Here is a 21,483-nt window from a genome sequence, read left to right as displayed (position 1 = left end):
TCGACCTGAACGCCCCCCTGATCCGGAGCTGGTCATGCCCTGGCTGAAACAACTTGTCCGCGGTCTTGTCCGCGATCCCAGAACCTCAGTTCCGGCGGTTCTGCTTCTGGCCATCGGCCTGGGGGGATTCGTCTGGATGCTCGCCCTGAGACGCAGCCTGATGCTGCGCAGCCTTCCGGTGCGCAACCCGGGAAGCCTGGTCGCGCTTTGGAATGGCCAGAAAAACCGCCCGGACCGGCATGGCACGCCGTCCTACGGCGAACTGGAGCTGTTCCGGACCGAGCGGGATCTCTTCGAGGGCGTGGCCGCCACGGATCCGAAAGAGGGGAACGTGGCAGGCGATGTTCCCGAGCATGTCCGCCTCGAGCGAGTGACGGCCAACTACTTCCAGGTGCTGGGTGTGGCGCCAGTCCTGGGACGGGGCTTCTCCGTGGAAGATGAGCGCCCTGGCCAGGACCGGGTCGTGATCCTCAATCATGGCTACTGGGTGCGCCGCTTCGGTGGAAGCCCCGATGCCCTGGGGAGGTATCTGGACCTTGACGGAGTTCCTCACCAGGTGGTGGGAGTCCTGCCGAAAGCGTTCCACACGCCCCACGGATCCCAGCTCTTCAGACCCATCGCCGCATCCCCGGCCCAGCGCGCCGACTTCGGTTTTCACTTTCTGAGGGTGTTCGCGCGCCTGCGCCCTGCAGCCACCTTCGGCCAAGCGAAAGCCCGCATGGCCAGGTTCGCCAGCCAGCTTGGCGCGGACCACCCGGAGTTCGCCTCGGACCTCGCGGCAGGCGCCTATGGGTACGGAGCCAGCCCCCTCATCGAGGATTGGCTTGGTTCGGGCCTCAGTGTCCTGACGGCCCTGAATGCCGCGGCCCTCCTGCTGCTCTCCCTGGCTGCCTTCAATGCCTCGGCCCTGCTGCTGGCTCGGGCCTCGGCGCGCCGGCAGGAATGGGCCGTGCGCTCCGCGCTGGGGGCCACCCCCCAGGAATGGCGTCGTTCCGTATTGGCGGAAGGCGCCCTGCTGGGCCTGGGCGGAGCCCTGCTGGGCCTTCTCCTCGGCCACCTGGCCCTTGGTCCCGCTGGATGGGCGATCCAATGGGGGTTGAAGGATATACCCTTGGACGGACTTCGGATGGATGGCCCCGCGGTCGCCGCCACCCTGTTCCTGGGCCCGGCTCTGGGCGCCGTCTGTGCCCTTGCCAGCCGACCCGGCGCTGATCTCGGCCAGGTGATCCGCGAGCAAGGCCGCGGCCAGGCGGGAGGACATCTGGACCTGCGGCGCTTGCTTGTACTCGGCCAGCTCGCCCTTGCGGCCGCCATGCTCGGTACCGCGGTCTGGCTTCAGGGCAGCATCGGCCTCCTGCTCTCCCGGGATCCTGGGTTCCAACCCAGGGGGGTATGGTCATTCCGGCTCTCGCCGGAAGCGGACACGCTGAAAGATCCGGCCCGATTCGATGCCTTGCAGCAGCAACTCCTGGCGCGGCTCAGGCAGCTTCCAGGTGTGAAAGCCGTCGGAATATTCAACAACGTGCCGATGTCTGGATTCAGGAGCGACCTGGGCATGAGCGCCCTCGGAAGCCCTGACCGCCTGAGCCCGCAGGCGCGGGGCGCCAGCCCGGGCGCGTTGCCAGCCCTGGGGGTGCGCTTCCGCCGGGGCCGGGATTTCGATGAAGGAGACGTTCAGGGCCATCCGCGGGTGGCCATCTTCACCCGTGGACTGGCCCGGACCTGCTTCGGTTCGGAAGATCCGATCGGCCGTCAGGTGGACATCTTCGGCCCCGCAACCGTCATCGGCGAGATCGATGACTACCTGGAATTCGGCCCCAGCCAGCCGCCACCTCCGGTGTTCTACCTCCCCAACGCTCAGAGTGGCCCGCTTTGGTACCGCACCTTCCACGCCATTCTCCGGACGGATGGCCCGCCCCCAAGCGAGGCTGCGTTGCGTCAGCTCACAAAGGAAGTCGCCCCGGGTCTGGCCATCCATCACTTCGGTCCCCTGGAGGCCAACATGGAATCCATCCTCGGCCCCCAGCGGATGATCCGCGCCTTCTTCTCCGCCTTCGCCGCATTGGCCTTGGCCCTGTCCGTGGGCGGAGTCTATGGGCTCATGGCCGCGAGTGTCACCGAGCGCCGGGGCGAACTCGGGGTCCGCTCGGCCATGGGTGCCACGGCCGGGGATCTCCTCCTGCTGGTCCTCCACGAGGCCTCCCGGCTGGGCCTCCTTGGGGCCGCCGCCGGTGCCGCGGCGGGATGGCTCCTCACCCGTGGAGCCCGTGTCTGGGTGGTGGACCTCCCCGACGCAGGCCATCTTCTGCCGGGACTCTCCCTCCTGTTCCTGATTCTTGCGGTCCTCCTGGCCAGCCTCATCCCGGCCCTCCGGGCCGCGCGCGTGGATCCGGCCGTGGCCCTGCGAAACGAATAGGCAGACCCATGCCGACCCACGTACTCATCGTCGATGACCATTCAGATGTGCAAGAGGCCCTGCGAATCCTGTTGAAGGGCGAGGGCTATTCCACGGAGCGGGCGGACTCGCCGGCCGCGGCTCTGGCCGCACTCACCGCGAGGCGCCCGGACCTTGTTCTGATGGACCTGAATTTCCGCGCTGACACGACCTCCGGCCGGGAAGGCATGGAACTGCTGGCTCGGGTTCAGGCCCTCGACCCGCTGCTTCCTGTCGTCGTCATGACGGGCTTCGGCAGCATCGAGCTCGCGGTGGAAGCCATGCGCCGGGGCGCCAGGGATTTCGTGCAGAAGCCCTGGCACAACGCCCGCCTGCTGGCCATCATCCGGACCCAGGTGGAGCTTTCCGCCGCGCTCCGGCGCAGCCACCGGCTCGAGGCGGAGAACGCCCTCCTCCGCGGCGAGGGGATTCCCACCCTGATTGCAGAATCGCCGGCCATGCAGGCGTTTCTTAGCCTGCTGCACAAGGTGGCCCCCAGCGACGCCAATGTGCTCATCACCGGCGAGAACGGCACCGGGAAATCCCTGGCGGCCCGGGTGCTGCACGCCTCCTCGAACCGCGCCGACCAGCCCTTCCTCACCCTGAATGCCGGCGGCCTCGCCGAGGGCGTTCTGGAGAGCGAGCTCTTCGGCCATGTGAAGGGCGCTTTCACCGATGCCAAGACGGCCCGGAGCGGACGCTTTGAATTGGCCGATGGGGGCACCCTCTTCCTCGACGAGATCGCGAACGCTCCGCGTGCCCTCCAGGCGCGACTGCTGCGCGTCCTCGAGACGGGAGAATTCGAGCGGGTGGGTTCTTCCACCACCCTGAAGACCGACGTCCGCCTGCTGTCCGCGACGCATTCGGACCTGGATGCGGAAGTCCAGGCGGGACGGTTCCGTCAGGATCTCCGTTTCCGGATCAACACCATCGAGTTGCGGCTTCCGCCCCTCCGGGACCGGCCCGAAGACGTGGCCCCCCTGGCCCGGCATTTCCTGGCGCGGCACGCCCAGCGCTATCGCAAGCCCTTGCCGACCCTCGACGAGGCGGCAGTCCGCAGCCTCGAAGGTCACGCCTGGCCAGGCAATGTGAGGGAACTCGACCATGCCATCGAGCGGGCCGTCCTCCTGGCCACCGGAAGCCTCATCCGCCCAGGGGACCTCATGCTGGGGCCCCCCGCGCCGCCGTCTGCGCCTTCCGAGCTGAGCCTCGAAGAGGCCGAAGGCCTGTGCATCCGCAAGGCCTTGGCCCGCCACGGGAATGCCACCGCCGCCGCTGCCGCCCTTGGCCTCAGCCGCAGCGCCATGTACCGCAAGCTCCAGAAGCTGGGGATCGGCCGGTGACCCGGCTGGCGCATGACCGCCTGCTGCAGGGCATCTCCCTCGCGGCGGGGGCACCCTCCCTGCTGCTCGCCTGCCTGCTGCTCTGGATGTCGAGGTGGCCCTGGCCTCTCCGGGCCGCCCTGGCCCTGGCCGCCTTGAGTGCGTGGTGGCAGTTGTCCCGAATCCTGAGGCATCGGGCGCAGCGCCCCTGGCAGACGCTCTCAAACCTTCTGGCGGCATTGCGGGAAGGCGACTATTCCTTTCGGGCCAGGTCGACCAACCCGGAGCAGGACGCCCTTCAGCACGCGATGGCGGAATTGAACACGTTGGCCGAGCAATTTCAACAGCAGAGGATGGAAACCCACGAGGCAGCCGCCCTGCTTCGCACCATCATGGGCGAGATCGAGGTGGCCCTCTTCGCCTTTGACGGGGAGGGCCGACTCCAGCTTGTGAACCGGGCCGGGGAAGCGCTTCTGGGCCGACCCTCCGAGCGGATCCGGGGCGAATCCGCTGCATCGCTGGGACTGGCAGAGGCCCTGGAAGGCCAGGAAAGCGGCCCGTTGACGGCCACTTTTCCGGGCCGGGCAGGCCGATGGGACGTGAGACGCAGCGCCTTCAGGCAGGAAGGCCGGCCACACCGCCTGCTCGCATTGACGGACCTGACGCGCCCCCTGCGGGAGGAGGAACGCCAAGCCTGGCAACGGATCATCCGGGTCCTGAGCCATGAGATCAACAATTCGCTCGCGCCGATCCAGAGCCTGGCCGGCAGCCTCGCCACCCTGCTCAACCAGGCGCCGCCTCCGCCGGAATTGAAGGAGGACCTCCTCCTGGGACTGGGCATCATCGGTCATCGCAGCGAAGCCCTGCAGCGTTTCCTGGCCGCCTATGCACGACTGGCCATGCTGCCGCCGCCCCAGCGGCGCCCCCTGGACCTGGGTTCCTGGGTCAGGCGCGTGGCGAACCTGGAGACCCGGCTCGTGGTCCACGTGGCGCCGGGTCCAGACCTGACCCTCCAGGCGGACACCGATCAGCTGGAGCAGCTGCTCATCAACCTGGTCTGCAACGCCGTGGAGGCGGCCATGGAGACCGGCGGTGACGTGACCATTCGATGGGAGCTGAATGCCGGCGTGGCGGAAATCGAGGTGCTGGACGAGGGACGCGGCCTGGGGAATACCTCCAACCTGTTCGTGCCCTTCTTCACGACCAAACCCGGGGGATCGGGCATCGGCCTGGTCCTGAGCCGGCAGATCGCCGAGGCCCACGGGGGCACCCTGACGCTCGTGAACCGGGAGGATCGCGCCGGCGCCAAAGCCACTCTGACCATGCCCTGGCCAGCGCCCGGATGAATCAGAGGCGCCTGAGCTTCCGCAGGAAGCCAGGAGAACGTTTCCACCCCGTGCGGCTCACGGTTCAGCTGGCTGGGTGATCCCCTTGGTCCCGGTCCCCCCGGCGGCATTCCAGGGGTATCAGGCGCCCCGCTTTCGCGAGGCGCCTGAGTGGCGGAGGGAGCGAGATTCGAACTCGCGGTGAGCTCACACCCACGACGGTTTTCAAGACCGTTGCCTTAAACCGCTCGGCCATCCCTCCGTGCCTCCATCTTGAAGGCTGGGCGCGGCCCTGGGCAAGAAGCCTTGTGCCGAACTGCCCCCAACGGTAATCTGGAAGGCCTTGGAGAGATGCCGGAGTGGCCGATCGGGCTCGCCTGCTAAGCGAGTGTATTGGGTAAACCAGTACCGGGGGTTCGAATCCCCCTCTCTCCGCCACCAAAGCCGCCGCAAGGCGGCTTTGCTTTTGCGGAGAGCGGGGGATTCGAAGTCACAGAATCACCGGCTCTCGTCCTGGCCCGGGGAGACAGCCCGGGGGGCTGTCGGACCCGGGACAGAGAGCCGAGCGATTCGTGCGGCCGGAGGGGACGACGCGCAGCGGAGGCCCCGGAGGGAACGCCCCTCTCTCCGCCACCAAAGCCGCCGCAAGGCGGCGTTGCTTTTGCGGAGAGAGGGGGATTCGAAGTCACCGAATCGCCGGCTCCCGTCTTGGCTCGGAGAGACGGCCCAAGGTCCCGAAAGAAAACCGCCCCCACCCCTAGAGATGGACCTAGCATAGGGCGTCGCATCTTCCGGCCGGCCCTCAGAGGCTGGTGATGGAAGGTGGACGGATCTTGGTCAAGGCATCTTCCCGGTTTTCAAGGCCCGACCGCCCGGCGGTCAGGGGGTGAAAGGAGGAACCGATGCTGGACACCCTTCGGTACCGGAGCCTCAACGGGGCCCGCGCCATCCGGCGCTGGGCCGTCCCCTACGTCGGGTCGCGGCTGCGGCCGGACGAGTTCAGGCCCCTGCTCTGCTATCTCTTCACCGACTGGAAGTGCAATGTGGATTGCCACTACTGCTTCCAGTACGACAACCACCGGCCGGGCATGTCCCTCGAGACGGCGCGCTCCGCCATCGACTGGCTGAAGACGGTGGGCTGCCGGGTCCTCGCCATCATGGGCGGTGAGCCCCTGGTGCGGAAGGATTTCATCCTGGACGTGATCCGCTACGGCAGCGAGAGCGGCTTCTTCGTCTACCTGCCCACCAATGGCACCCTCATGGACCCGGCCTTCATCGACGCCGCGGGCCGGGCCGGCGTCACCGCCATCAACCTGGCGGTGGACGGCGTGGCGCCGCGGAAGGGCCTGCCGAAGGCGCTCCTGGCCATCGAGCCGCAGTTCCGCTACCTGGTGGCCCAGCAGAAGAAACACGGCTACATCCTCTTCTTCAACATCAACATCTGCGGCCCGAACCTCCGGGACGTTCGGATGCTCACGGAGATCGCGCACCAGAACGGGATCGGGACGGACTACCACCTGCTGGAGGAGCCCCAGACCACCGTGGGCACGGACCACTACACCCACCGCGACCACGGGCTGCGCATCCGGCCCGAGCAGTACGAGGAGGTGGACGCGCTCCTGGACTGGCTCATCGAGAAGCAGGACGAGGGCTGGTGCATGGTCAACGCGCCGGAGCACCTCCGGGCCATGAAGGACCGGCTGCGGGGGAAGATCGAGCCCTGGGACTGCCGGGCCGGCCACAACGCCGCGCTCGTCAAGCCCGACGGCTCCATCGCGCCGTGCTTCGACCTCATCACCCATCCCCGCGACTGGGGGCGCATCTGGGAGCCGGACTTCGATCCCGAAGCCCTGCGGGCGGCCAAGGCGACCTGCCTCCCGCACTGCTCGTCCACCTGCTTCTACAACCTCGGTGCCTACTACAAGCTGCGCTCGCTGCCGACCTGGCTCGCCAAGCACGCCATGATGGGCTGAAGGGAGCCTCCGCCGTCAGCGCTCCGCCAGGGCCTTCAGGACCGCATCCCCTGGCCGCTCCCGCGCCAGCGCCTCCCAGAGGCTCCTCGCCTGCCCGGGGAGGCCGAACCGCGCCACCAGCGCAGCATAGACCACACGTTCCTCGAAGGGCGCGCCCGCCTTGGGGCGCAGCTGCTCCAGCTCGGCCCCGAGGCTGGGTTCCTCCTCCCGGAGCTCCCGCCCGGAAGGCGGCATCTGCTTCTCGCGCATCACCATCCCCGCCTGGGCCAGGTGCATGAGGCGCACCGGTGTACGGCCCCGCTGGAGGAGGGGGAGGTCCTTCGTCTCGGCGGGCCGGGCGCCCTCGGGCTGACCCTGGGCGCTGAAGCGCACCTTGCAGGGGCCGACGAAGACGAACTGCTCGCCGGTGGCCATGCGGATGAGCACCAGCCGCCCGCCCGGCCCCAGCGCGACGGTCCGCTGGGCGGGGATCTCCGCAGTGATCCCCAGGGCGCCGCCCCCCTCGACGGTGGCGGTCCCGGCGAGGTCGGCCACCATGGCCACCGCGGCCTGGGCCTGCAGGGACGCGGCAGCGACGGCCAGCAAGGGGGCGAGAAACCATGACGAGGGCCGGATCATGGGGTGGCTCCTGGGCTCGGAAGACTCCTCATCCTAGCGCCCCGGCCAGCCGAACACGGCCATCGGCGCCCGGCCCTTCAGGGGCTGCTCGCCCAGGGGCGTGAAGCCTGCGGCCTCCCCCAGCCTCGCCCGCACCGGCTCCGTCACCAGCAGGGGGAAGCCAGCCTCCTTGGTGAGCCCCTCCACGCGGGAGGCCGTGTTCACCACGTCGCCGATGGCCGTGTACTCGTGGCGGGAGGCCCCGCCCACGTGGCCGACGGCGGCCTCGCCGAAGTGGAGGCCGATGCCGATACGCAGCGGCTCTCGACCCTCGGCCGCCAGTTCCGCGTTCAGCTCGTCCAGAGAGGCCAGCATGGCCCGGGCGCAGCGGAAGGCGCTCTCGCAGGGGTTCTCCTGGGCCGCGGGGGCCCCGAAGAAGGCCATGATCCCGTCGCCGATGAACTTGTCCAGGGTGCCGCCGTGGGCGTGGATGGCCTCGGCCATGCGCTGGAAGTAGCGGTTCAGCAGGGCGATGACCGCCTCCGGTTCGAGGCCTTCGCTGAGGGCGGTGAAGCCGCGGATGTCGGAGAAGAGGAGGCAGAGCGCCCGCCGCTCGCCGCGGAGGCCTGGCTCCAGGCGGCCATCCAGGATCTCCGAGAGGATGGCGGGGCTGACGTAGCCTCCGAAGACCGCGCGCAGGCGGCGGCGCTCCCGAAGCCGGGACAGGGCCTCCTCTCCGGCCCGGGCCGCGAATCCCGCCACCAGGCCGCCGACCGGCCACGACAAGCCCAGGAACCACCCCCGCGCCTGGAGGACCAGGATGCCGATGGCGCCCAGCCCCAGCGCCGCGAGGAGCACCAGGCTTCCCGCGCGGGGCCGACCGCCCAGGACCCAGCCCAGGCCCAGGCAGCCCGCGGCCAGGAGGGCGCTGAGGCCCGGCGGCACTTCCCGCAGGGGACCGCGCCCCAGGAGGTTGCGGAGGGCCTGGACGTGCAGGAGCACCCCCGGGGCGAAGCGGCCGGTCTCCTCGCCCCAGCCGTTGAGGTCCACCGCCTGCCGGTGGCGGTCCACGAAGGGAAACACGCTGCCGAGCAGCACCACCTTCCCCTGGAAGGCGGCCCGCAGGGCGGCGGCATTCCCGTCGCGCTGCCAGGCCACCACCTGGTGGAAAGAGATGTACGGCACGGGCACCGCGCCGCGGTAGTCCAGCCAGCCCTCCCGCACGGGCCGGCCCAGGGCCCGCGCCAGGGTGCCCGCGAGGGTGGGCAGGGCTTCGGCCGAGCCGCCCACATGCTCCGTGAACCGCCGCACGGTGGCATCCGGATCCACCTCCCAGAGCACGAAGGCCGTGCCGCCCTCGCCGGCCGCCGCCTGGAAGGGGCCGTGGATGGGCCGGGGGCGGCCCGCCCCATCCACGGTGAGGCCCAGCACCAGGGGACAGGTCCGACGCAGGCGCAGGATGCCCCGCACCAGGGCCGCGTCCCCGCCCGGCGCCACGGCGTCGAAGCTGCGCATGGGCAGGCTAAGGTCCAGCCCCACGGCGCGGGGCTCCGCCTGGGCCAGGCCCTCCATGGCGGCGCCGAGATGCCGGTGCCACAGCGCCATGGGCTCGGGGAAGGCCTGCTCGCTCGCCTCGTCGAATCCGATCAGGACGACAGATGCCTCCGAGGCTCCGTGGGGCCGCAGCAGGCGGGAAGCCCCGTCGTACCAGGCACGGTCCACGGCGCCGCCCGCCAGCCAAAGGAGCACGGCCAGCAGCAGTCCGAGAGGAAGGGCGCGGCGCAGGAAGGGGAACATGGGTCGGGTCTCCCCGTAGCGTCGCACACTCCAGCGATGGGCGCTCTGGCTCTGTCGATCAGGCCTTCGGCTTGTGGGTATGCACCTTCGCGAACATCGCGTCGGTCATGGGGGAGACCTTCTTCTTGCCGTGGCAGGTGGCGCACTGGGCCCTGTCCGGCATGATCAGGCCGGCCTTCTTCGCGGCGGCGGGATCCTTCATGACCCGGATGCCCTTGTACTCGCTGCCCGGGCCGTGGCAGCCTTCGCAGTCCAGCACGGGCTTCATCTTGGCGTGCGCCGAGGCGCTCCAGGACTCGAACTGGACCTTGTGGCACATCTTGCAGGCCGCGGCGCCGATGCGGGTCGGAGCCGCGCTCGAGATCGCGCACGCGATGAGGACCACCACCAGAGGACGGATCAGCACCATGGCTTCCTCCTTGGAAGAGACCTCCAGGCTACGCGCGCGCGGCGGACACTTCATCCAACCCGAAGGTCAAGATTGGAAACCCACGGTCAGGGCGTGTGGAAGCGGTGGTGGTGCAGGGGTGGGATGCCGTCATGCAGGCACGGACCGCGGGCCGACACCGGCGGGGAGAACCAGCGCCCGGTGGCGGGGCGGGCCCGGGGATCCTGGGCCTGGTTCATGGACCAGCGCGAGGCGCGCTCCTCCCCGTCGAGGCGGAAGCGAGCCCGCACGGACCACAGGTACTCCGTGGCCGGAGCCAGGGCGGCTTCGAGGCCGTGCTCCACGAAGGCCTTCTCCACCGGCGGCGGCTCCCCTTCGGAAGGAGGCGTGACCCCCACCGGATCCCGGCGGGCTTCCAGCCGCAATCCGGTCCGCTCGTAGACCAGCGCGCCAGGACCGCCCCCCACGGAGGCCCAGACCCGGAGGTCATACCGGACGTCGGTGATGCGCCCGAACAGGCCGCCGACATCGTGTTCGAGGTCCTCGCGGCGGGGGAAGGCCTCCCACTGCAGGACGGGGCGGAGGCTTTCGACCTGGGGCGAGGCCCCGCCGGAGGGAAGGAACGTCAGGGGGAGGACCGGCCGGGGCCGGCGGGGCAGCAGCCCGCAAGTCGCGGGGCCCAGCTCCTTCAAGATGAAGAAGTCCTGGACCAGGAAGGCGGAATCGGCGATGGCCTCGGCCGCCGAGTCCAGCGCGGCGCCCACGGCCTCCTGCAGCCGCTTCCCGTCCTCTGTGCCCCATTCCTGGATGGGACGCCGGGGCCCGCCGACAGAGAACCGCCGGGCCAGCAGGAGGGTCCCCTTCGAATCCAGCACCCGGTAGAGGACCGTCAGCTCGAAGTCGGCCACGGGATGAGAACCTGCTCCGCCGTACAGACCCCAGGAGAGGGCCGAGACCTCCACCCGAAGGTCCGGCGCGGCGCCGGAGGCGGCCAGGGCCTTCCCCGTCCCGGGCAGGCGCTGGACCACCCGCTTCGCCAGCTCGGCCGACAGATCGGTCTGATTGCGCGCCAGGACCGCTTTCGCCGTCGCCGCGTCCTTCGAGGGCATGCCGTGGGCGTAGCCCACCGCCGCCCCGCTCGCGCCGCCGATCACGGTCGCCGCGGGCACGAGGATGGGGGCGAGGATGACGAAGAAGGGGCCGGTCTGCAGGGAGGCCAGGAAGCCGGCCGTGGCTCCGGTGGCGGCCCCCGAGGCAGCCCCCTTCCCCGCCGCGCGCCCTTTGCCGATCTCGCCCCCGAGCTGGGCCTGGGTGCCGGGCTCCGGCGGCACCGGCACCACCGCCACGGCGACGGTTCCTCGCCGGACCGGCTCGGGCACGGCGGGCGTGTAGGCCAGGGGATGCGGGGTTGCGCAGCCCCAGGCCAGTACGACAAGGAGACCCGCGGAGAGGCGGACTCTCCAGGCGGGTCTCCCGCTGCGGACGGTGGGCATGGCCCCCTCCGGAATGTCTGTCCGGATTATCCGACGATCTTCTTCATCCAGCCATGGGTGTCCGGGATGAGCCCGTGCTGGAGGTTGAGGAGCGTTTCGCGCAGCTTGGCGGCCACGGGTCCGGTCTCGCCGTTGTTCACGAGCCACTCGCCCCTGCGGGACTTCACGCGGCCCACGGGCGTGATGACGGCGGCTGTGCCGCAGGCGAAGGTCTCGGTCATGCGGCCTTCGGCGACGGCGGCCTTCCACTCCGCCACGCTGATCTTCCGCTCCTCCGACCGGTAGCCCAGCTCGCGGGCCAGCTGCAGCAGGCTGTCGCGGGTGATGCCGGGCAGCAGGGTGCCCGTGAGCTCCGGGGTGACCACCACGGTCTCGCCCTTCTCCTGGTAGACGAAGAAGATGTTCATGCCGCCCATCTCCTCGATGTACTCGCGGTGGATGGCGTCGAGCCACACCACCTGGTCGCACCCCTCGCCCTTGGCCTGGCTCTGGGCCACGAGGCTGGCGGCGTAGTTGCCCGCGCACTTGGCGAAGCCGGTGCCGCCGGGCGCGGCGCGGACGTAGTCATCGGAGATCCACACGGTCACAGGCTTCACGCCGCCGGAGAAGTAGGCGCCGCTGGGGCTGGCCATGAGGATGAAGAGGTACTCGTTGCTGGCGTGGACGCCCAGGGCGGGCTCGGTGCCGATCATGAGCGGACGCATGTAGAGGCTCTCGCCCACGGCGCCGGGCACCCAGGCCTGGTCCTGGGTGATGAGGGCCCTGGCGGCCTCGAGGAAGCGCTCCTCGGGCAGCTCGGGCATGGCCAGGCGGGTGGCGGAGGTCGCGAAGCGGCGGGCGTTGGCCTCGGGGCGGAAGGAGGCGATGCTGCCGTCCTTCTGCTTGTAGGCCTTGAAGCCCTCGAAGATGGCCTGGCCGTAGTGCAGCACAGAGGAGGCGGGCGACATCTCGATGGGCCCGTAGGCCTTCAGCTCGGCCTTGCCCCAGCCCTGCCCTTCCTTGTAGGGGATCACCACCATGTGGTCGGTGAACACCTGGCCGAACCGGGGATTGGTCATGAGCTTGGCGCGCTGCTCGGGGCTGGCGGCGTGGTCCGAGGGGTGGATCTCGAGGGTGGAGGTGGACATCGCGGGATTCACAGGCGCTCCTTGGAGATGGATCAGGCCCGGCGGACCAGGTGTCCGAGGCGCGCGATGGCGTCCCGGGTGGTGGCTGGGTCGTGCGTGGAGAAATTCAGGCGGAGGCAGTTGGTACCGCGGCCGTCGGCGAAGAAGAGCGGGCCCGGCGCGAAGCCGATGCCGTGCTGCAGGGCGTCCCGGTGCAGGTCCAGGGCGGAGTAGCCCTCGGGCAGGACCACCCAGAGGTGCATGCCGCCCTTGGGCTCGGAGACCTGGGTGCCGGGGGGGAAGTGTTCGGCCAGGGCCTCCACCATGGCGTCGCGGCGCTCCTTGAGGGCGCGGCGCAGGCGGGCCAGGTGGCGGCGGAAGCCCCCGGTGTCCAGGAAGCGGGCCACCACCGCCTGGAGGAGGGGCGGCTGGCCGATGGTCTGCACCTCCTGGATGAGGGCCATGCGCCGGAGCAGGTCCTCCCTGGCGATGAGGTAGCCCAGGCGCAGGCCCGCCGCCAGGGACTTGGAGAAGCTGCCCAGGTGGATGACGTTGTCGGCGCCTTCCAGACGCCGGTAGGGCGGCAGGGAGTGGCCCGAGAAGCGCAGGTCGCCGTAGGCGGAATCCGTCACCACGATCACCCCGTGGGCCCGGGCCACGGCCAGCACCCGCTCCCGGCGCACCTTGGACTGAGTCATGCCCGTGGGGTTGTGGAAGCTGGGCACCGTGAAGAGCAGCTTGGCCTCGCTGCGCTGGAGGGCCGAGGCCAGGCGATCGGGATCCAGGCCCTGGCGGTCCACGGGCACCGGCACGGCCTCGCGGCCCAGGGCGCGGATGAGCGCCAGGATGCCGACGTAGCAGGGGCTCTCCACCAGCACGCGGTCGCCGGGCACCGTGAAGGATTCCAGCGCCAGGGCCAGGCCGGACTGGGCCCCCGGGAGGGACCGGATGCCCCAGCCCTCGTCGATGGGCTCGCCTTCGGAAGCCAGCCAGCGGGAGACTGCCTCGAGATAGGGGGGATGGCCCGCCGGCGCCGCGTAGACCCAGACCTCGGGCCCCATCTCCTTGAGCACCTGGGCCGTGATCCGGCGCAGGTGCTCGCCCGGCAGCAGGTCGGAGGGGATGAAGCCGGCGGAGAAGCTCACCAGGTGGCGGTCCTGCACCCGCTCCAGAGTCTCGCCCAGCCAGGAGCCCAGCTCGCCGTCGTGGACCAGCATGGGCGAGCCCTCGAAGGGAAACTCGCTGGTGGCCCGCAGGCCCGGGGCTTCGGGCAGACGGGGGGCCACGAAGCTGCCCCGGCCCTGCACGGTCTGGATCCAGCCTGTGCGCTTCAGGCCAGCCAGGGCCTTCAGGACGGTCAGGCGGTGCACGCCCCAGCGCTGGGCCAGCTCAGGCACCGCGGGCAGGCGCGATCCCGGCCGCCACTCACCTTCCTGGATGAGCCCCCTCAGCCGCCGCTGGAGCTGGAGATACAAGGGGCTGGAGGCGCCCGGGTCGAGGGAGGGATCGAGAACCATCCCCATCAGGATCGGTCATTTGGCGGGTGAAAACGATGGATTTCGCAGCCCAGAACAGACCATGTGCCGGGCTGGCGGGGAGTTGGGCCATCTCCCAGACCACCCTAGACCGGTCGCCGAGGCCCCCCCCAGGCTCAACCCCAAGCTCAACCATGGCCGTTTCGGGGCGTCCATAATGGTGAACCGGAGGTTCCATGCGCCGCCTTGCCTTGCCCGCCGCCCTGCTCTCGCTCCTCCTCCTGGGTGCCTGCACGGGCTACAGCGTGAACTACGACTACGATGTGACCGCCTCGTTCGCCCGCTACAAGACCTTCGACTACTACACCTCCAAGAAGGGCACCGGCGGCACCACCAACCTCATGGACAAGCGGGTCCGCGCGGCCGTGGAGAAGGAGCTCCAGGCCAAGGGCTTCGTCATGGAGACCAAGGCGGATCCGGACTTCCTCGTGACCTACTACCCCATCGTCCATGAGCGCAGGTACCGCACCACCACCCACATGGGCTGGGGATGGGGCTGGGGCTACCGGCCCTTCTACGGGAGCGTGGGCACCAGCATGAGCCAGGTCCACACCTACCAGGAAGGCACCATCGTCATCGAGATCGTGGACTTCAAGACCAACCAGATGATCTGGCAGGGCGCCGCCGCCGGCGCGCTCACGGGCCTGAACAACCCGGAGGATGCCGACGAGGTGGTGCCCAGAGCCGTGCACGACATCCTGGCCAAGTTCCCGCCGCGCTGATCGCCGGGGAGCCTTCCTCAGCGCGACAGGGGCGTGTCGTCCGCGGCGCCCGGAAGTTCGGTGCGCAGGCGGGGCAGGAACTGCGGGTGGTCCTGGCAGATGAACTGGACCAGACCCTCCCGAACCTCGCAGCGCAGGTCCCAGGCCTGGGCTGAGTCCGCCGCGCTCACCAGGGCACGCAGCTGAAGTGCCCGCTCGCTCGCATCGGTGACCTGGATGATCGCGATCCGGCGGTCCCAGAGGGGAGAGGCTTCGCAGATCCGCCGCAGCTCCGCCCTCAGGGGTTCGAGCGGCATGCCGTAGTCGACCCATAAAACCACCGTTCCGATGATCTCGCTCGTGGCGCGGGTCCAGTTCTGGAAGGGCTTCTCGATGAAATACTGAAGCGGCAGCACCAGCCGCCGCTGATCCCAGAGCGCGACGGACACGTAGGCGCTTCCGATCTCCTCGATCCGGCCCCACTCGCCCTCGACCACGACTACGTCGTCCAGGCGGATCGGCTGGGCGAGCGCGAGCTGAAGTCCCGCCAGCAGGTTGCCCAAGATCGGCTTGGCCGCGATGCCCATCACCAGGCCGGCGATGCCGGCGGAGGCGAGCAGGCTGGCGCCGATGCTGCGGACTCCCGGGAACGTGAGGAGGCCCAACGCGACGCCCACCAGCACGGCGGTCGAGGCGAGCGTCCGTGTGATCAGCCGGGTCTGCGTCTGGATGCGGCGCGCGTTCAGGTTGTCGGCGACTCCGATGGGGAAGCGAAGCGCCACCGCATCCGCCACCGCCGTGATCATCCTCGCCACGAGCCAGGTCATGGCGGAGATGAAGAGGAGCAGCGCCGCGTGCCGGACCACCCCGATGGCGTAGAGGCTGTCGGATGCGCCCTGCACCATGAGCTGGAAGACGACGAGGGCCGCCGCTGCAAGGCCGGGGCCTTCGGCGGCCTTCACGAACATCGAGGCCACGGGATTGGCGCGCGCCAGACGCCGCAGCACCATGAACCCGGCATGGAACGCGGCGACGACCAGGATCAGCGCCACGACGATGGAGAGGCCCGGCGTCAGCCACTGTCGCGTGATCGCATCGTAGAGGGATTCGGTCATGGGCGCCTGTCCGCAGAACCACGGGCCGCCATCCTAGCAGGTGGATTGCGGCGGCGGTAAGCGACTGTGCCTGTCCAGCAGACTGCGGCTTCCGGCGGGGTGCGAACCTTGCGCCGCAGGAGCAGTCCGCCTAGACTCGAGCCAGCCGCCAGCAACAGGTCAGAACACCGGGGTGCGCCATGGCTTCGTTGCGGTCCATCCGCCTTTCGCTTCGCTTTGTGCTTCCCCTCGCGGTGGCCTTGGTCCTCCTCGCCTATGCCGTGCTGCCGCTGGTCGGAGGCCTGACGGTTCGCTGGTTTGTGCGGGACCTGGACATGCGGTCCCGCATCATCGCCAGCGCCTTGAACACTTCCCTCGTGGAACTCGTCAACACCGGAGACCGGGAACGGATCGACGCGATGTTCCTCCGCGCCATCCAGGACGAGCGCTTGCTGGCCTTGGGCTTTCGCGACGAGAACGGGGACCTGCTCTACAAGACCTCCACCTTCCCCGCCTCCCTCAACCGGACCATCTCCGCCTCCCATGACCTGAAATTCGAGCGGTTGATCACCCTTCCCCAGGGCCCCGTCCATGTGGCGACCTGGCCCGTCGAGTCGGATGGGAAGAGGATCGGCTACCTCATCCTCGTCCACGACATGAGCTTCGTCGCTCGACGCAGCGACGAGACCCGGACCTACGTGATCGTCCTGTTCGCCGTGTTGGGCATCGTCGTCTCCCTGATCACCGTGCTGGTGGCGCACCTGAGCTGGCGCGGCTGGATGAAGGGCGTCCAGGCCATGCTGCGCGGGGAAGGGATCTTCCGACCCTTTGAGCAGCCGGCGAGGAGCGCCGAGCTGCAGCCCCTCGTGGGGGACCTCCGGGCCCTGCTGCGGAGACTGGATAGTGAGCGGAGGTTCGCGGACGACATCACCCTCTCATGGAATCCAGAAGCCCTCCGCCGGCTGCTCCGCCAGGAACTGACCGGTGAGCGCATCATCGTCGTCTCGAACCGGGAGCCCTACATTCACGCCAAGGCGCATGGGATCACCGAGGTGCAGCGCCCGGCCAGCGGCCTGGTCACGGCCGTCGAACCCGTCATGCGGGCCTGCTCTGGCATCTGGATCGCTCATGGAAGCGGCAACGCGGACCGGGAATCCGTTGACCGCCACGACCGGGTTCCGGTCCCGCCGGGACATGAGGAATACACGCTGCGGCGCATCTGGCTGACCAAAGAAGAGGAAGCCGGCTACTACTACGGTTTCTCAAACGAGGGACTGTGGCCCCTCTGCCACATCGCCCACGTGCGCCCGATCTTCCGGAACGGGGACTGGGAGCAGTACGTGGCGATCAACCAGCGCTTCGCCGACGCGGTGATCCAGGAAGCCGACTCCGAGGACCCCGTGGTGCTCGTCCAGGACTACCACCTCGCCTTGCTGCCCGCGATGGTGCGGTCCGCGCTCCCGAAGGCCACGATCATCACCTTCTGGCACATCCCATGGCCGAATCCGGAATCCTTCGGCATCTGCCCCTGGAGAATGGAGCTGCTGGAAGGGATGCTCGGAAGCACCATCCTCGGATTCCACACCCCCTATCACTGCAAGAATTTTCTCGAGACAGTGGACAGGTACCTCGAAACCCGCATCGAGCACGAGTCCTCGACCATCTCCTACCACGGCAATCTCACCCTCGTGGAAAGCTACCCGATCTCGGTCCAGTGGCCGTCCCCCTGGGGGGACACCCTGCCAAGCGTCGAGACGTGCCGCCGCGAGATCCTGGCCTCGCATGGACTCTCCCCCGATCACCTCGTGGGCCTGGGTGTCGACCGGCTGGACTACACCAAGGGGATCCTGGAACGACTCAGGGCCGTGGAGCGGATGCTGGAGCTGCACCCCGAGATGATCGGCCGCTTCACCTTCATCCAGATCGCGGCCCCCTCCCGGTCCGCCCTCGAGGACTACCAGGCATTTGAAGCCCGCGTCCGGAACCTCGCCACTCGCATCAACCAGAGGTTTTCCACCGGGTCCTATCAGCCCATCGTGCTGAAGGTCGAACATCATGAGCCGGAGGCGGTGAACCGCTACTATCGGGCCGCGGACGTCTGCATGGTCACCAGCCTGCACGACGGCATGAACCTCGTGGCCAAGGAGTATGTCTCCGCCCGGGAGGACGAGCGGGGCGTCCTGGTCCTCAGTCAGTTCACGGGGGCCGCCCACGAACTGCACGAGGCACTCATCGTCAACCCGTACCACATCGAGCAGACCGCCGCCGCGCTATTCCAGGCCCTCACCATGCCGGCCCAGGAACAGGCTGAGCGGATGCGGAGCATGCGGGCCCTGATCCGGGATTTCAATGTCTACCGATGGGCCGGGAGGATGCTGCTGGACGCCGCCAGGATCCGGCGCCGCGAGCGGCTCACGGCGCGGCTCAGCCATGGGCGCGAGCATGGGGGCTGAGGAAACGGTGGGTCGTCCAGCCTCAGCGGCGGGGCCGTTCAAACGTCTGTGGATCTTCGATTTCGACGGAACGCTGGCCCCTCTGGTTCCCGACCGGGAGGCGGCCCGGCTGCACCCATCCTGCCTGGAACTGCTGAGAGACCTGACGGCCATCGAGGACCAGCGGACAGCCATCCTCTCCAGCCGCCAGTTGGAGGATCTCGCCCCGAGGGTGCCCGTCCCGGGAATCCTCCTCGGAGGGGGAAGCGGCGTGGCGTGGCAGACCCCGGACGGACGCCGCGACATGCCCCCGCCGGGCGGACGGAATCGCCTCCACGCGGCGAGGGCCCGACTCCGGCCCCTTCTGGATCGGGTCGCGCGCCTCCCAGGGGTCGATATCGAGGACAAGCAGTGGTCCATTGCCATCCATTTCCGGGCCGCTTCCTCCGGCGCCAGGCAGCAGCTCGAAGCCTGGATGGCCGCCGAGCCCACGAACGCCTTCAGGGGCCCAGAGGTCTTCGAGATCCCCCTCCTGCCGGAGATCGACAAGGCCTTCGGGGTGAAGAACCTCTGCCGGCTCCTCCACGTCGATCCCCATCAGATCAACCTGGTCTATGCGGGGGACGATACGAACGACCTGGTGGCCATGCGCTGGGTCCTGGAGCACAACGGCACGGCCTTCTTCGTGAGAGGGACCTGCCCCATCCCCGGCCCCCTTCTGGTGAAGGATCCCGCGTCATTGGCCCAGTGCGTCCGGAATCTGCTGAAAAATTCCGGACCCGCCTCGAGCACGGGGTGCCAGCCCAGTTGATGGATCTCTGGGCCTCTGGAATCGGGTCCGGCCCACCCCGGAGAGCAAGGGCGTTAAGCTGAGGGTCTTCACCTAGGAGCCCCCATGGCCAAGGTCACCCTCAAAGGCAATCCATTCAACACCGCCGGCGATCTGCCGAAGGTGGGTTCGGCGGCTCCGGCCTTCACCCTGGTGCGCACGGACCTCTCCGAAGTCTCGAACAAGGACCTGGCCGGCCAGCGGGTGGTGCTGAACATCTTCCCCAGCCTGGACACGCCCACCTGCGCGGCCAGCGTGCGCAAGTTCAACGCCCGCGCCAACGAGAAGCCCGACACGACCATCCTCTGCGTGAGCGCGGACCTGCCCTTCGCCCAGAAGCGCTTCTGCGGCGCCGAGGGCCTGGACAACGTGGTGCCCGCCTCGGTCTTCCGCGCCCCCGACTTCGGCAAGGCCTACGGCGTGACCCTGACGGACGGCCCCATGAAGGGCCTGCTCGCCCGCGCGGTGGTGGTGGTGGACGGCGCCGGCAAGGTGATCCACACCGAGCTGGTGCCCGAGATCGCGCAGGAGCCCGACTACAACGCCGCGCTGGCGGTGCTTTAGAATCGCTGTCAGCTATCAGCTGTCGGCTATCAGTTGCTGGAGATGAGCGGCCCTTCGGGGCCGCTCTTCTACTCCACCTGGAAGGTGGCGGCGGTGGCCTTGAGGAACTGGGCGACGCCGGCCAGGTCCCGGGTGGTGATGGCCACCTCCGGCGCGGTGTTCGCCAGCTGGGCGGCGGCGAGCTGGACTTCGCCCGCGGAGGCCTGGCTGGCCTGCATCCGCCGGCTCACCTCGCCGCTGACCTTGGACTGCTCCTCCGCCGCCTGATGGATCTCGGCCGCCACCGCCTCGACGGCTCCCAGGGTCTCCTTCACGCGCATCAGCACCTGCAGGATGGCCGCTGCCTGGCCTTCGCCTTCGCTGATCATCGGGTGGAGCGAGGCGTCCGAGCGCGCCTTCAGCCCCTGCAGGAGGTCCACCAGGGTCTGGGCGCGGCCGCAGGCGCCCTTCACTTCCAGGCTGGCGGCCTGCCCATCGTCCATCATGGCGTCCAGGCTCGCTCGCACCTGGAGGACCGAGGTCTGGAGCTGGGCGACGGCATAGGCCACGTCCTCGGAGGCCTGGCGCTGGACCCGGCTGCTGTTCGCGAGCTGCTGCGTGGCGGCGGAGACCTGCTCCGCGCTGGCGGAAAGCCCCGTGGCGCCGGTGGACACGCGGAAGGCATGGACCTGGAGGGTGCGCGCCAGCTCCCGGAGGTGGGCGCTCATGGCGTTGAAGGCTTCGGTCATCCGGCCTGTCTCGTCGTAGCTGCGCACCGGCAGTTGGACACGCAGATCGCCGTTGGTCATGCGGGCCATGCCGTCCGCCAGCGCGTGGATGGGCTCAGTGAGCAGCACCGTGGCGCGCCAGGTCCAGAGGAGCACCACCAGGCCGAAGAGGCTGAAACCCGCGGCCAGCAGCCAGCTCTTGGTGCGGGCGCCCCGCTCCAGCCCATGGGCATCGGCCAGAATGTCCCGGCTCATGCGGTCCTGGACGCCCTTGAGGGCCTGCAGCTCCTCGGAGGCCACCTTGGCCCAGGCCTCCGGATCCTCGATCACCCGCCCGGCCTGGACCAGATCACGCATGCGCTGGAGCTCGGGGGCGAAGGGCCCCGCCAAGGCCTTCCGGTAGTCCTCCCGGGCCGCCTCCGGGGCCGCGGAGAGGAATGCCTCGCCCTGGGCCTTCTGGGCGTCCAGCAGCGCGAGGAAGCGCTCCTGGGTGGCCACATCCATGGTGCCGTGGGAGAAGACGTTGGAGAGGAGGGCGCCTTCGAGGCCCGCGGATTCCTTGGCCCGGATCAGGGTCCCGAAGGCCTGGAAACGGCTTTCCAGCGGCGTTCCGGCGGCCGGCAGCATGAGCTGGTTCTGGATCCGGAGCAGCGCGTCCACCTCGCGGGCGTAGCCGTCGATCATTTCCAGGCTGGCGCCGCGCAGATCCGTGCGGCGCCGGAGCTCCTTGATGCGGACCCCATCCCGGACCTGGGCCGGGAACAGGGCTTTGAACTCCGGCTCGGTCCCCGAGAGGATGCCGTTCAGGGCCGCCCGCTCCCGTTCCACCGCATCCCGGCCACGCGACATGGGAGCCTGGAGAACGCCTTCACTGCCGAGGAAGAGGGCCGTTCCTGAGGATTCCGCCTGGAGGGCGTGAACCAGGTTGCCCACCTCCACGGAGAGGCTCGAGGCCGCCCGCAGGCGCTGCATCCGCTCCAGCAGCCGGGTCTGGTTGGCCACCACCAGCCCAGACAGCAGGGCGCCGCCCACCACCGGGAGGAGCACCAGGCCGAGCAGCTTGATGCGGATGCGGACGTGGAGGAGGTCGAAGATCATGGGTCACCCGGGGCCGGTCGCGGCAGATCCCACCAGTGTGGAAGCTTTGGCCTCCTTCAGGGGACTCGCGGGTAGTTATTTGATCAAG

16 protein-coding genes and 2 tRNA genes are annotated in these 21,483 nt (G+C 69.2%); 9 read left to right on the top strand and 9 right to left on the bottom strand.

The features are described from left to right. The first annotated feature begins 34 nt into the window (after window positions 1-34). The 3 genes from MLJ35_RS11700 to MLJ35_RS11690 are packed head-to-tail and all read left to right on the top strand — an operon-like array spanning window position 35 to window position 5,102. Window positions 35-2,416, top strand: a complete 2,382-nt coding sequence (locus MLJ35_RS11700; RefSeq protein WP_243384491.1) for an ABC transporter permease — start codon at window positions 35-37, stop codon at window positions 2,414-2,416. Window positions 2,417-2,424: 8 nt separating this feature from the next. Beyond that, a complete protein-coding gene (locus MLJ35_RS11695; protein WP_243384490.1) occupies window positions 2,425-3,777 on the top strand; it encodes a sigma-54-dependent transcriptional regulator in 1,353 nt (450 codons plus the stop codon). Then, a complete protein-coding gene (locus MLJ35_RS11690) occupies window positions 3,774-5,102 on the top strand; it encodes a sensor histidine kinase (RefSeq protein WP_243384489.1) in 1,329 nt (442 codons plus the stop codon). Before MLJ35_RS11695 ends, MLJ35_RS11690 begins: the two co-directional genes overlap by 4 nt. A 151-nt stretch (window positions 5,103-5,253) precedes the next feature. Here MLJ35_RS11690 and MLJ35_RS11685 read toward each other — a convergent pair. Continuing rightward, window positions 5,254-5,343, bottom strand: a tRNA-Ser gene (locus tag MLJ35_RS11685). 83 nt (window positions 5,344-5,426) lie between these two features. Between MLJ35_RS11685 and MLJ35_RS11680 the strand changes: the two genes are divergently transcribed. Both MLJ35_RS11680 and MLJ35_RS11675 read left to right on the top strand, forming a co-directional pair. Further along, window positions 5,427-5,519, top strand: a tRNA-Ser gene (locus MLJ35_RS11680). Window positions 5,520-5,983: 464 nt separating this feature from the next. Then, complete coding sequence (locus MLJ35_RS11675; RefSeq protein ID WP_243384488.1) at window positions 5,984-7,054, top strand: radical SAM protein; 1,071 nt, start codon at window positions 5,984-5,986, stop codon at window positions 7,052-7,054. A gap of 15 nt (window positions 7,055-7,069) precedes the next feature. Here the strand turns inward: MLJ35_RS11675 and MLJ35_RS11670 are convergent, their stop codons facing one another. The 6 genes from MLJ35_RS11670 to MLJ35_RS11645 all read right to left on the bottom strand — a co-directional run bounded on the left by MLJ35_RS11670 (window position 7,070) and on the right by MLJ35_RS11645 (window position 13,952). Then, complete coding sequence (locus tag MLJ35_RS11670) at window positions 7,070-7,672, bottom strand: CRISPR-associated endonuclease Cas1 (protein ID WP_243384487.1); 603 nt, start codon at window positions 7,670-7,672, stop codon at window positions 7,070-7,072. A gap of 33 nt (window positions 7,673-7,705) precedes the next feature. Beyond that, a complete protein-coding gene (locus MLJ35_RS11665) occupies window positions 7,706-9,448 on the bottom strand; it encodes an adenylate/guanylate cyclase domain-containing protein (protein ID WP_243384486.1) in 1,743 nt (580 codons plus the stop codon). Window positions 9,449-9,506: 58 nt separating this feature from the next. Beyond that, entirely contained in the window at window positions 9,507-9,857 is a 351-nt protein-coding gene (locus tag MLJ35_RS11660; protein WP_243384485.1) for a multiheme c-type cytochrome, read from the bottom strand. Window positions 9,858-9,943: 86 nt separating this feature from the next. Beyond that, window positions 9,944-11,329, bottom strand: a complete 1,386-nt coding sequence (locus MLJ35_RS11655; protein WP_243384484.1) for a hypothetical protein — start codon at window positions 11,327-11,329, stop codon at window positions 9,944-9,946. A 26-nt stretch (window positions 11,330-11,355) separates the two neighbouring features. Beyond that, complete coding sequence (locus MLJ35_RS11650; protein WP_243384483.1) at window positions 11,356-12,456, bottom strand: branched-chain amino acid aminotransferase; 1,101 nt, start codon at window positions 12,454-12,456, stop codon at window positions 11,356-11,358. Between the two features lie 32 nt (window positions 12,457-12,488). After that, on the bottom strand, window positions 12,489-13,952 hold the full coding sequence (locus tag MLJ35_RS11645) for an aminotransferase-like domain-containing protein (RefSeq protein ID WP_243384482.1): 1,464 nt from the start codon (window positions 13,950-13,952) through the stop codon (window positions 12,489-12,491). A gap of 194 nt (window positions 13,953-14,146) precedes the next feature. On the opposite strand from MLJ35_RS11645, the gene MLJ35_RS11640 reads away from it, so the two are divergent. Beyond that, window positions 14,147-14,692 (top strand): DUF4136 domain-containing protein, encoded by a 546-nt coding sequence (locus MLJ35_RS11640; RefSeq protein WP_243323403.1) that lies wholly within the window; start codon window positions 14,147-14,149, stop codon window positions 14,690-14,692. 17 nt (window positions 14,693-14,709) lie between these two features. Here MLJ35_RS11640 and MLJ35_RS11635 read toward each other — a convergent pair whose 3' ends face one another. Beyond that, window positions 14,710-15,786: a mechanosensitive ion channel family protein gene (locus MLJ35_RS11635; protein ID WP_243384481.1), complete on the bottom strand. Its 1,077-nt coding sequence runs from the start codon at window positions 15,784-15,786 to the stop codon at window positions 14,710-14,712. A 179-nt stretch (window positions 15,787-15,965) separates the two neighbouring features. Here MLJ35_RS11635 and MLJ35_RS11630 point away from each other — a divergent pair, with 179 nt between their 5' ends. From MLJ35_RS11630 to tpx, 3 genes are all read left to right on the top strand, one after another. Next, window positions 15,966-18,218, top strand: a complete 2,253-nt coding sequence (locus tag MLJ35_RS11630) for an alpha,alpha-trehalose-phosphate synthase (UDP-forming) (protein ID WP_243384480.1) — start codon at window positions 15,966-15,968, stop codon at window positions 18,216-18,218. Between the two features lie 7 nt (window positions 18,219-18,225). Beyond that, on the top strand, window positions 18,226-19,008 hold the full coding sequence (otsB, locus tag MLJ35_RS11625; protein WP_243384479.1) for a trehalose-phosphatase: 783 nt from the start codon (window positions 18,226-18,228) through the stop codon (window positions 19,006-19,008). Between the two features lie 84 nt (window positions 19,009-19,092). After that, complete coding sequence (gene tpx / locus MLJ35_RS11620; protein WP_243323380.1) at window positions 19,093-19,590, top strand: thiol peroxidase; 498 nt, start codon at window positions 19,093-19,095, stop codon at window positions 19,588-19,590. A gap of 68 nt (window positions 19,591-19,658) precedes the next feature. Here the strand turns inward: tpx and MLJ35_RS16005 are convergent, their stop codons facing one another. Next, window positions 19,659-21,395, bottom strand: coding sequence for a nitrate- and nitrite sensing domain-containing protein (locus tag MLJ35_RS16005; protein ID WP_275976510.1), 1,737 nt, complete (start codon window positions 21,393-21,395; stop codon window positions 19,659-19,661). Window positions 21,396-21,483: the final 88 nt, after the last annotated feature.

It is taken from the genome of Geothrix alkalitolerans, assembly GCF_022808885.1.
Lineage (GTDB): Bacteria > Acidobacteriota > Holophagae > Holophagales > Holophagaceae > Geothrix > Geothrix alkalitolerans.
The sequence above is the reverse complement of the archived record's forward strand: the minus strand, read 5'-3'. Positions and strand labels throughout refer to the sequence as shown.

What these genes read in the sequence shown, in the direction of transcription:
- MLJ35_RS11700 (WP_243384491.1), top strand. Translation starts at nt 35, where the DNA reads ATGCCCTGGCTGAAACAACTTGTCCGCGGTCTTGTCCGCGATCCCAGA.
- MLJ35_RS11695 (WP_243384490.1), top strand. Translation starts at nt 2,425, where the DNA reads ATGCCGACCCACGTACTCATCGTCGATGACCATTCAGATGTGCAAGAG.
- MLJ35_RS11675 (WP_243384488.1), top strand. Translation starts at nt 5,984, where the DNA reads ATGCTGGACACCCTTCGGTACCGGAGCCTCAACGGGGCCCGCGCCATC.
- MLJ35_RS11670 (WP_243384487.1), bottom strand. Translation starts at nt 7,672, where the DNA reads ATGATCCGGCCCTCGTCATGGTTTCTCGCCCCCTTGCTGGCCGTCGCT.
- MLJ35_RS11665 (WP_243384486.1), bottom strand. Translation starts at nt 9,448, where the DNA reads ATGTTCCCCTTCCTGCGCCGCGCCCTTCCTCTCGGACTGCTGCTGGCC.
- MLJ35_RS11660 (WP_243384485.1), bottom strand. Translation starts at nt 9,857, where the DNA reads ATGGTGCTGATCCGTCCTCTGGTGGTGGTCCTCATCGCGTGCGCGATC.
- MLJ35_RS11655 (WP_243384484.1), bottom strand. Translation starts at nt 11,329, where the DNA reads ATGCCCACCGTCCGCAGCGGGAGACCCGCCTGGAGAGTCCGCCTCTCC.
- MLJ35_RS11650 (WP_243384483.1), bottom strand. Translation starts at nt 12,456, where the DNA reads ATGTCCACCTCCACCCTCGAGATCCACCCCTCGGACCACGCCGCCAGC.
- MLJ35_RS11645 (WP_243384482.1), bottom strand. Translation starts at nt 13,952, where the DNA reads ATGGTTCTCGATCCCTCCCTCGACCCGGGCGCCTCCAGCCCCTTGTAT.
- MLJ35_RS11640 (WP_243323403.1), top strand. Translation starts at nt 14,147, where the DNA reads ATGCGCCGCCTTGCCTTGCCCGCCGCCCTGCTCTCGCTCCTCCTCCTG.
- MLJ35_RS11635 (WP_243384481.1), bottom strand. Translation starts at nt 15,786, where the DNA reads ATGACCGAATCCCTCTACGATGCGATCACGCGACAGTGGCTGACGCCG.
- MLJ35_RS11630 (WP_243384480.1), top strand. Translation starts at nt 15,966, where the DNA reads ATGGCTTCGTTGCGGTCCATCCGCCTTTCGCTTCGCTTTGTGCTTCCC.
- tpx (WP_243323380.1), top strand. Translation starts at nt 19,093, where the DNA reads ATGGCCAAGGTCACCCTCAAAGGCAATCCATTCAACACCGCCGGCGAT.
- MLJ35_RS16005 (WP_275976510.1), bottom strand. Translation starts at nt 21,395, where the DNA reads ATGATCTTCGACCTCCTCCACGTCCGCATCCGCATCAAGCTGCTCGGC.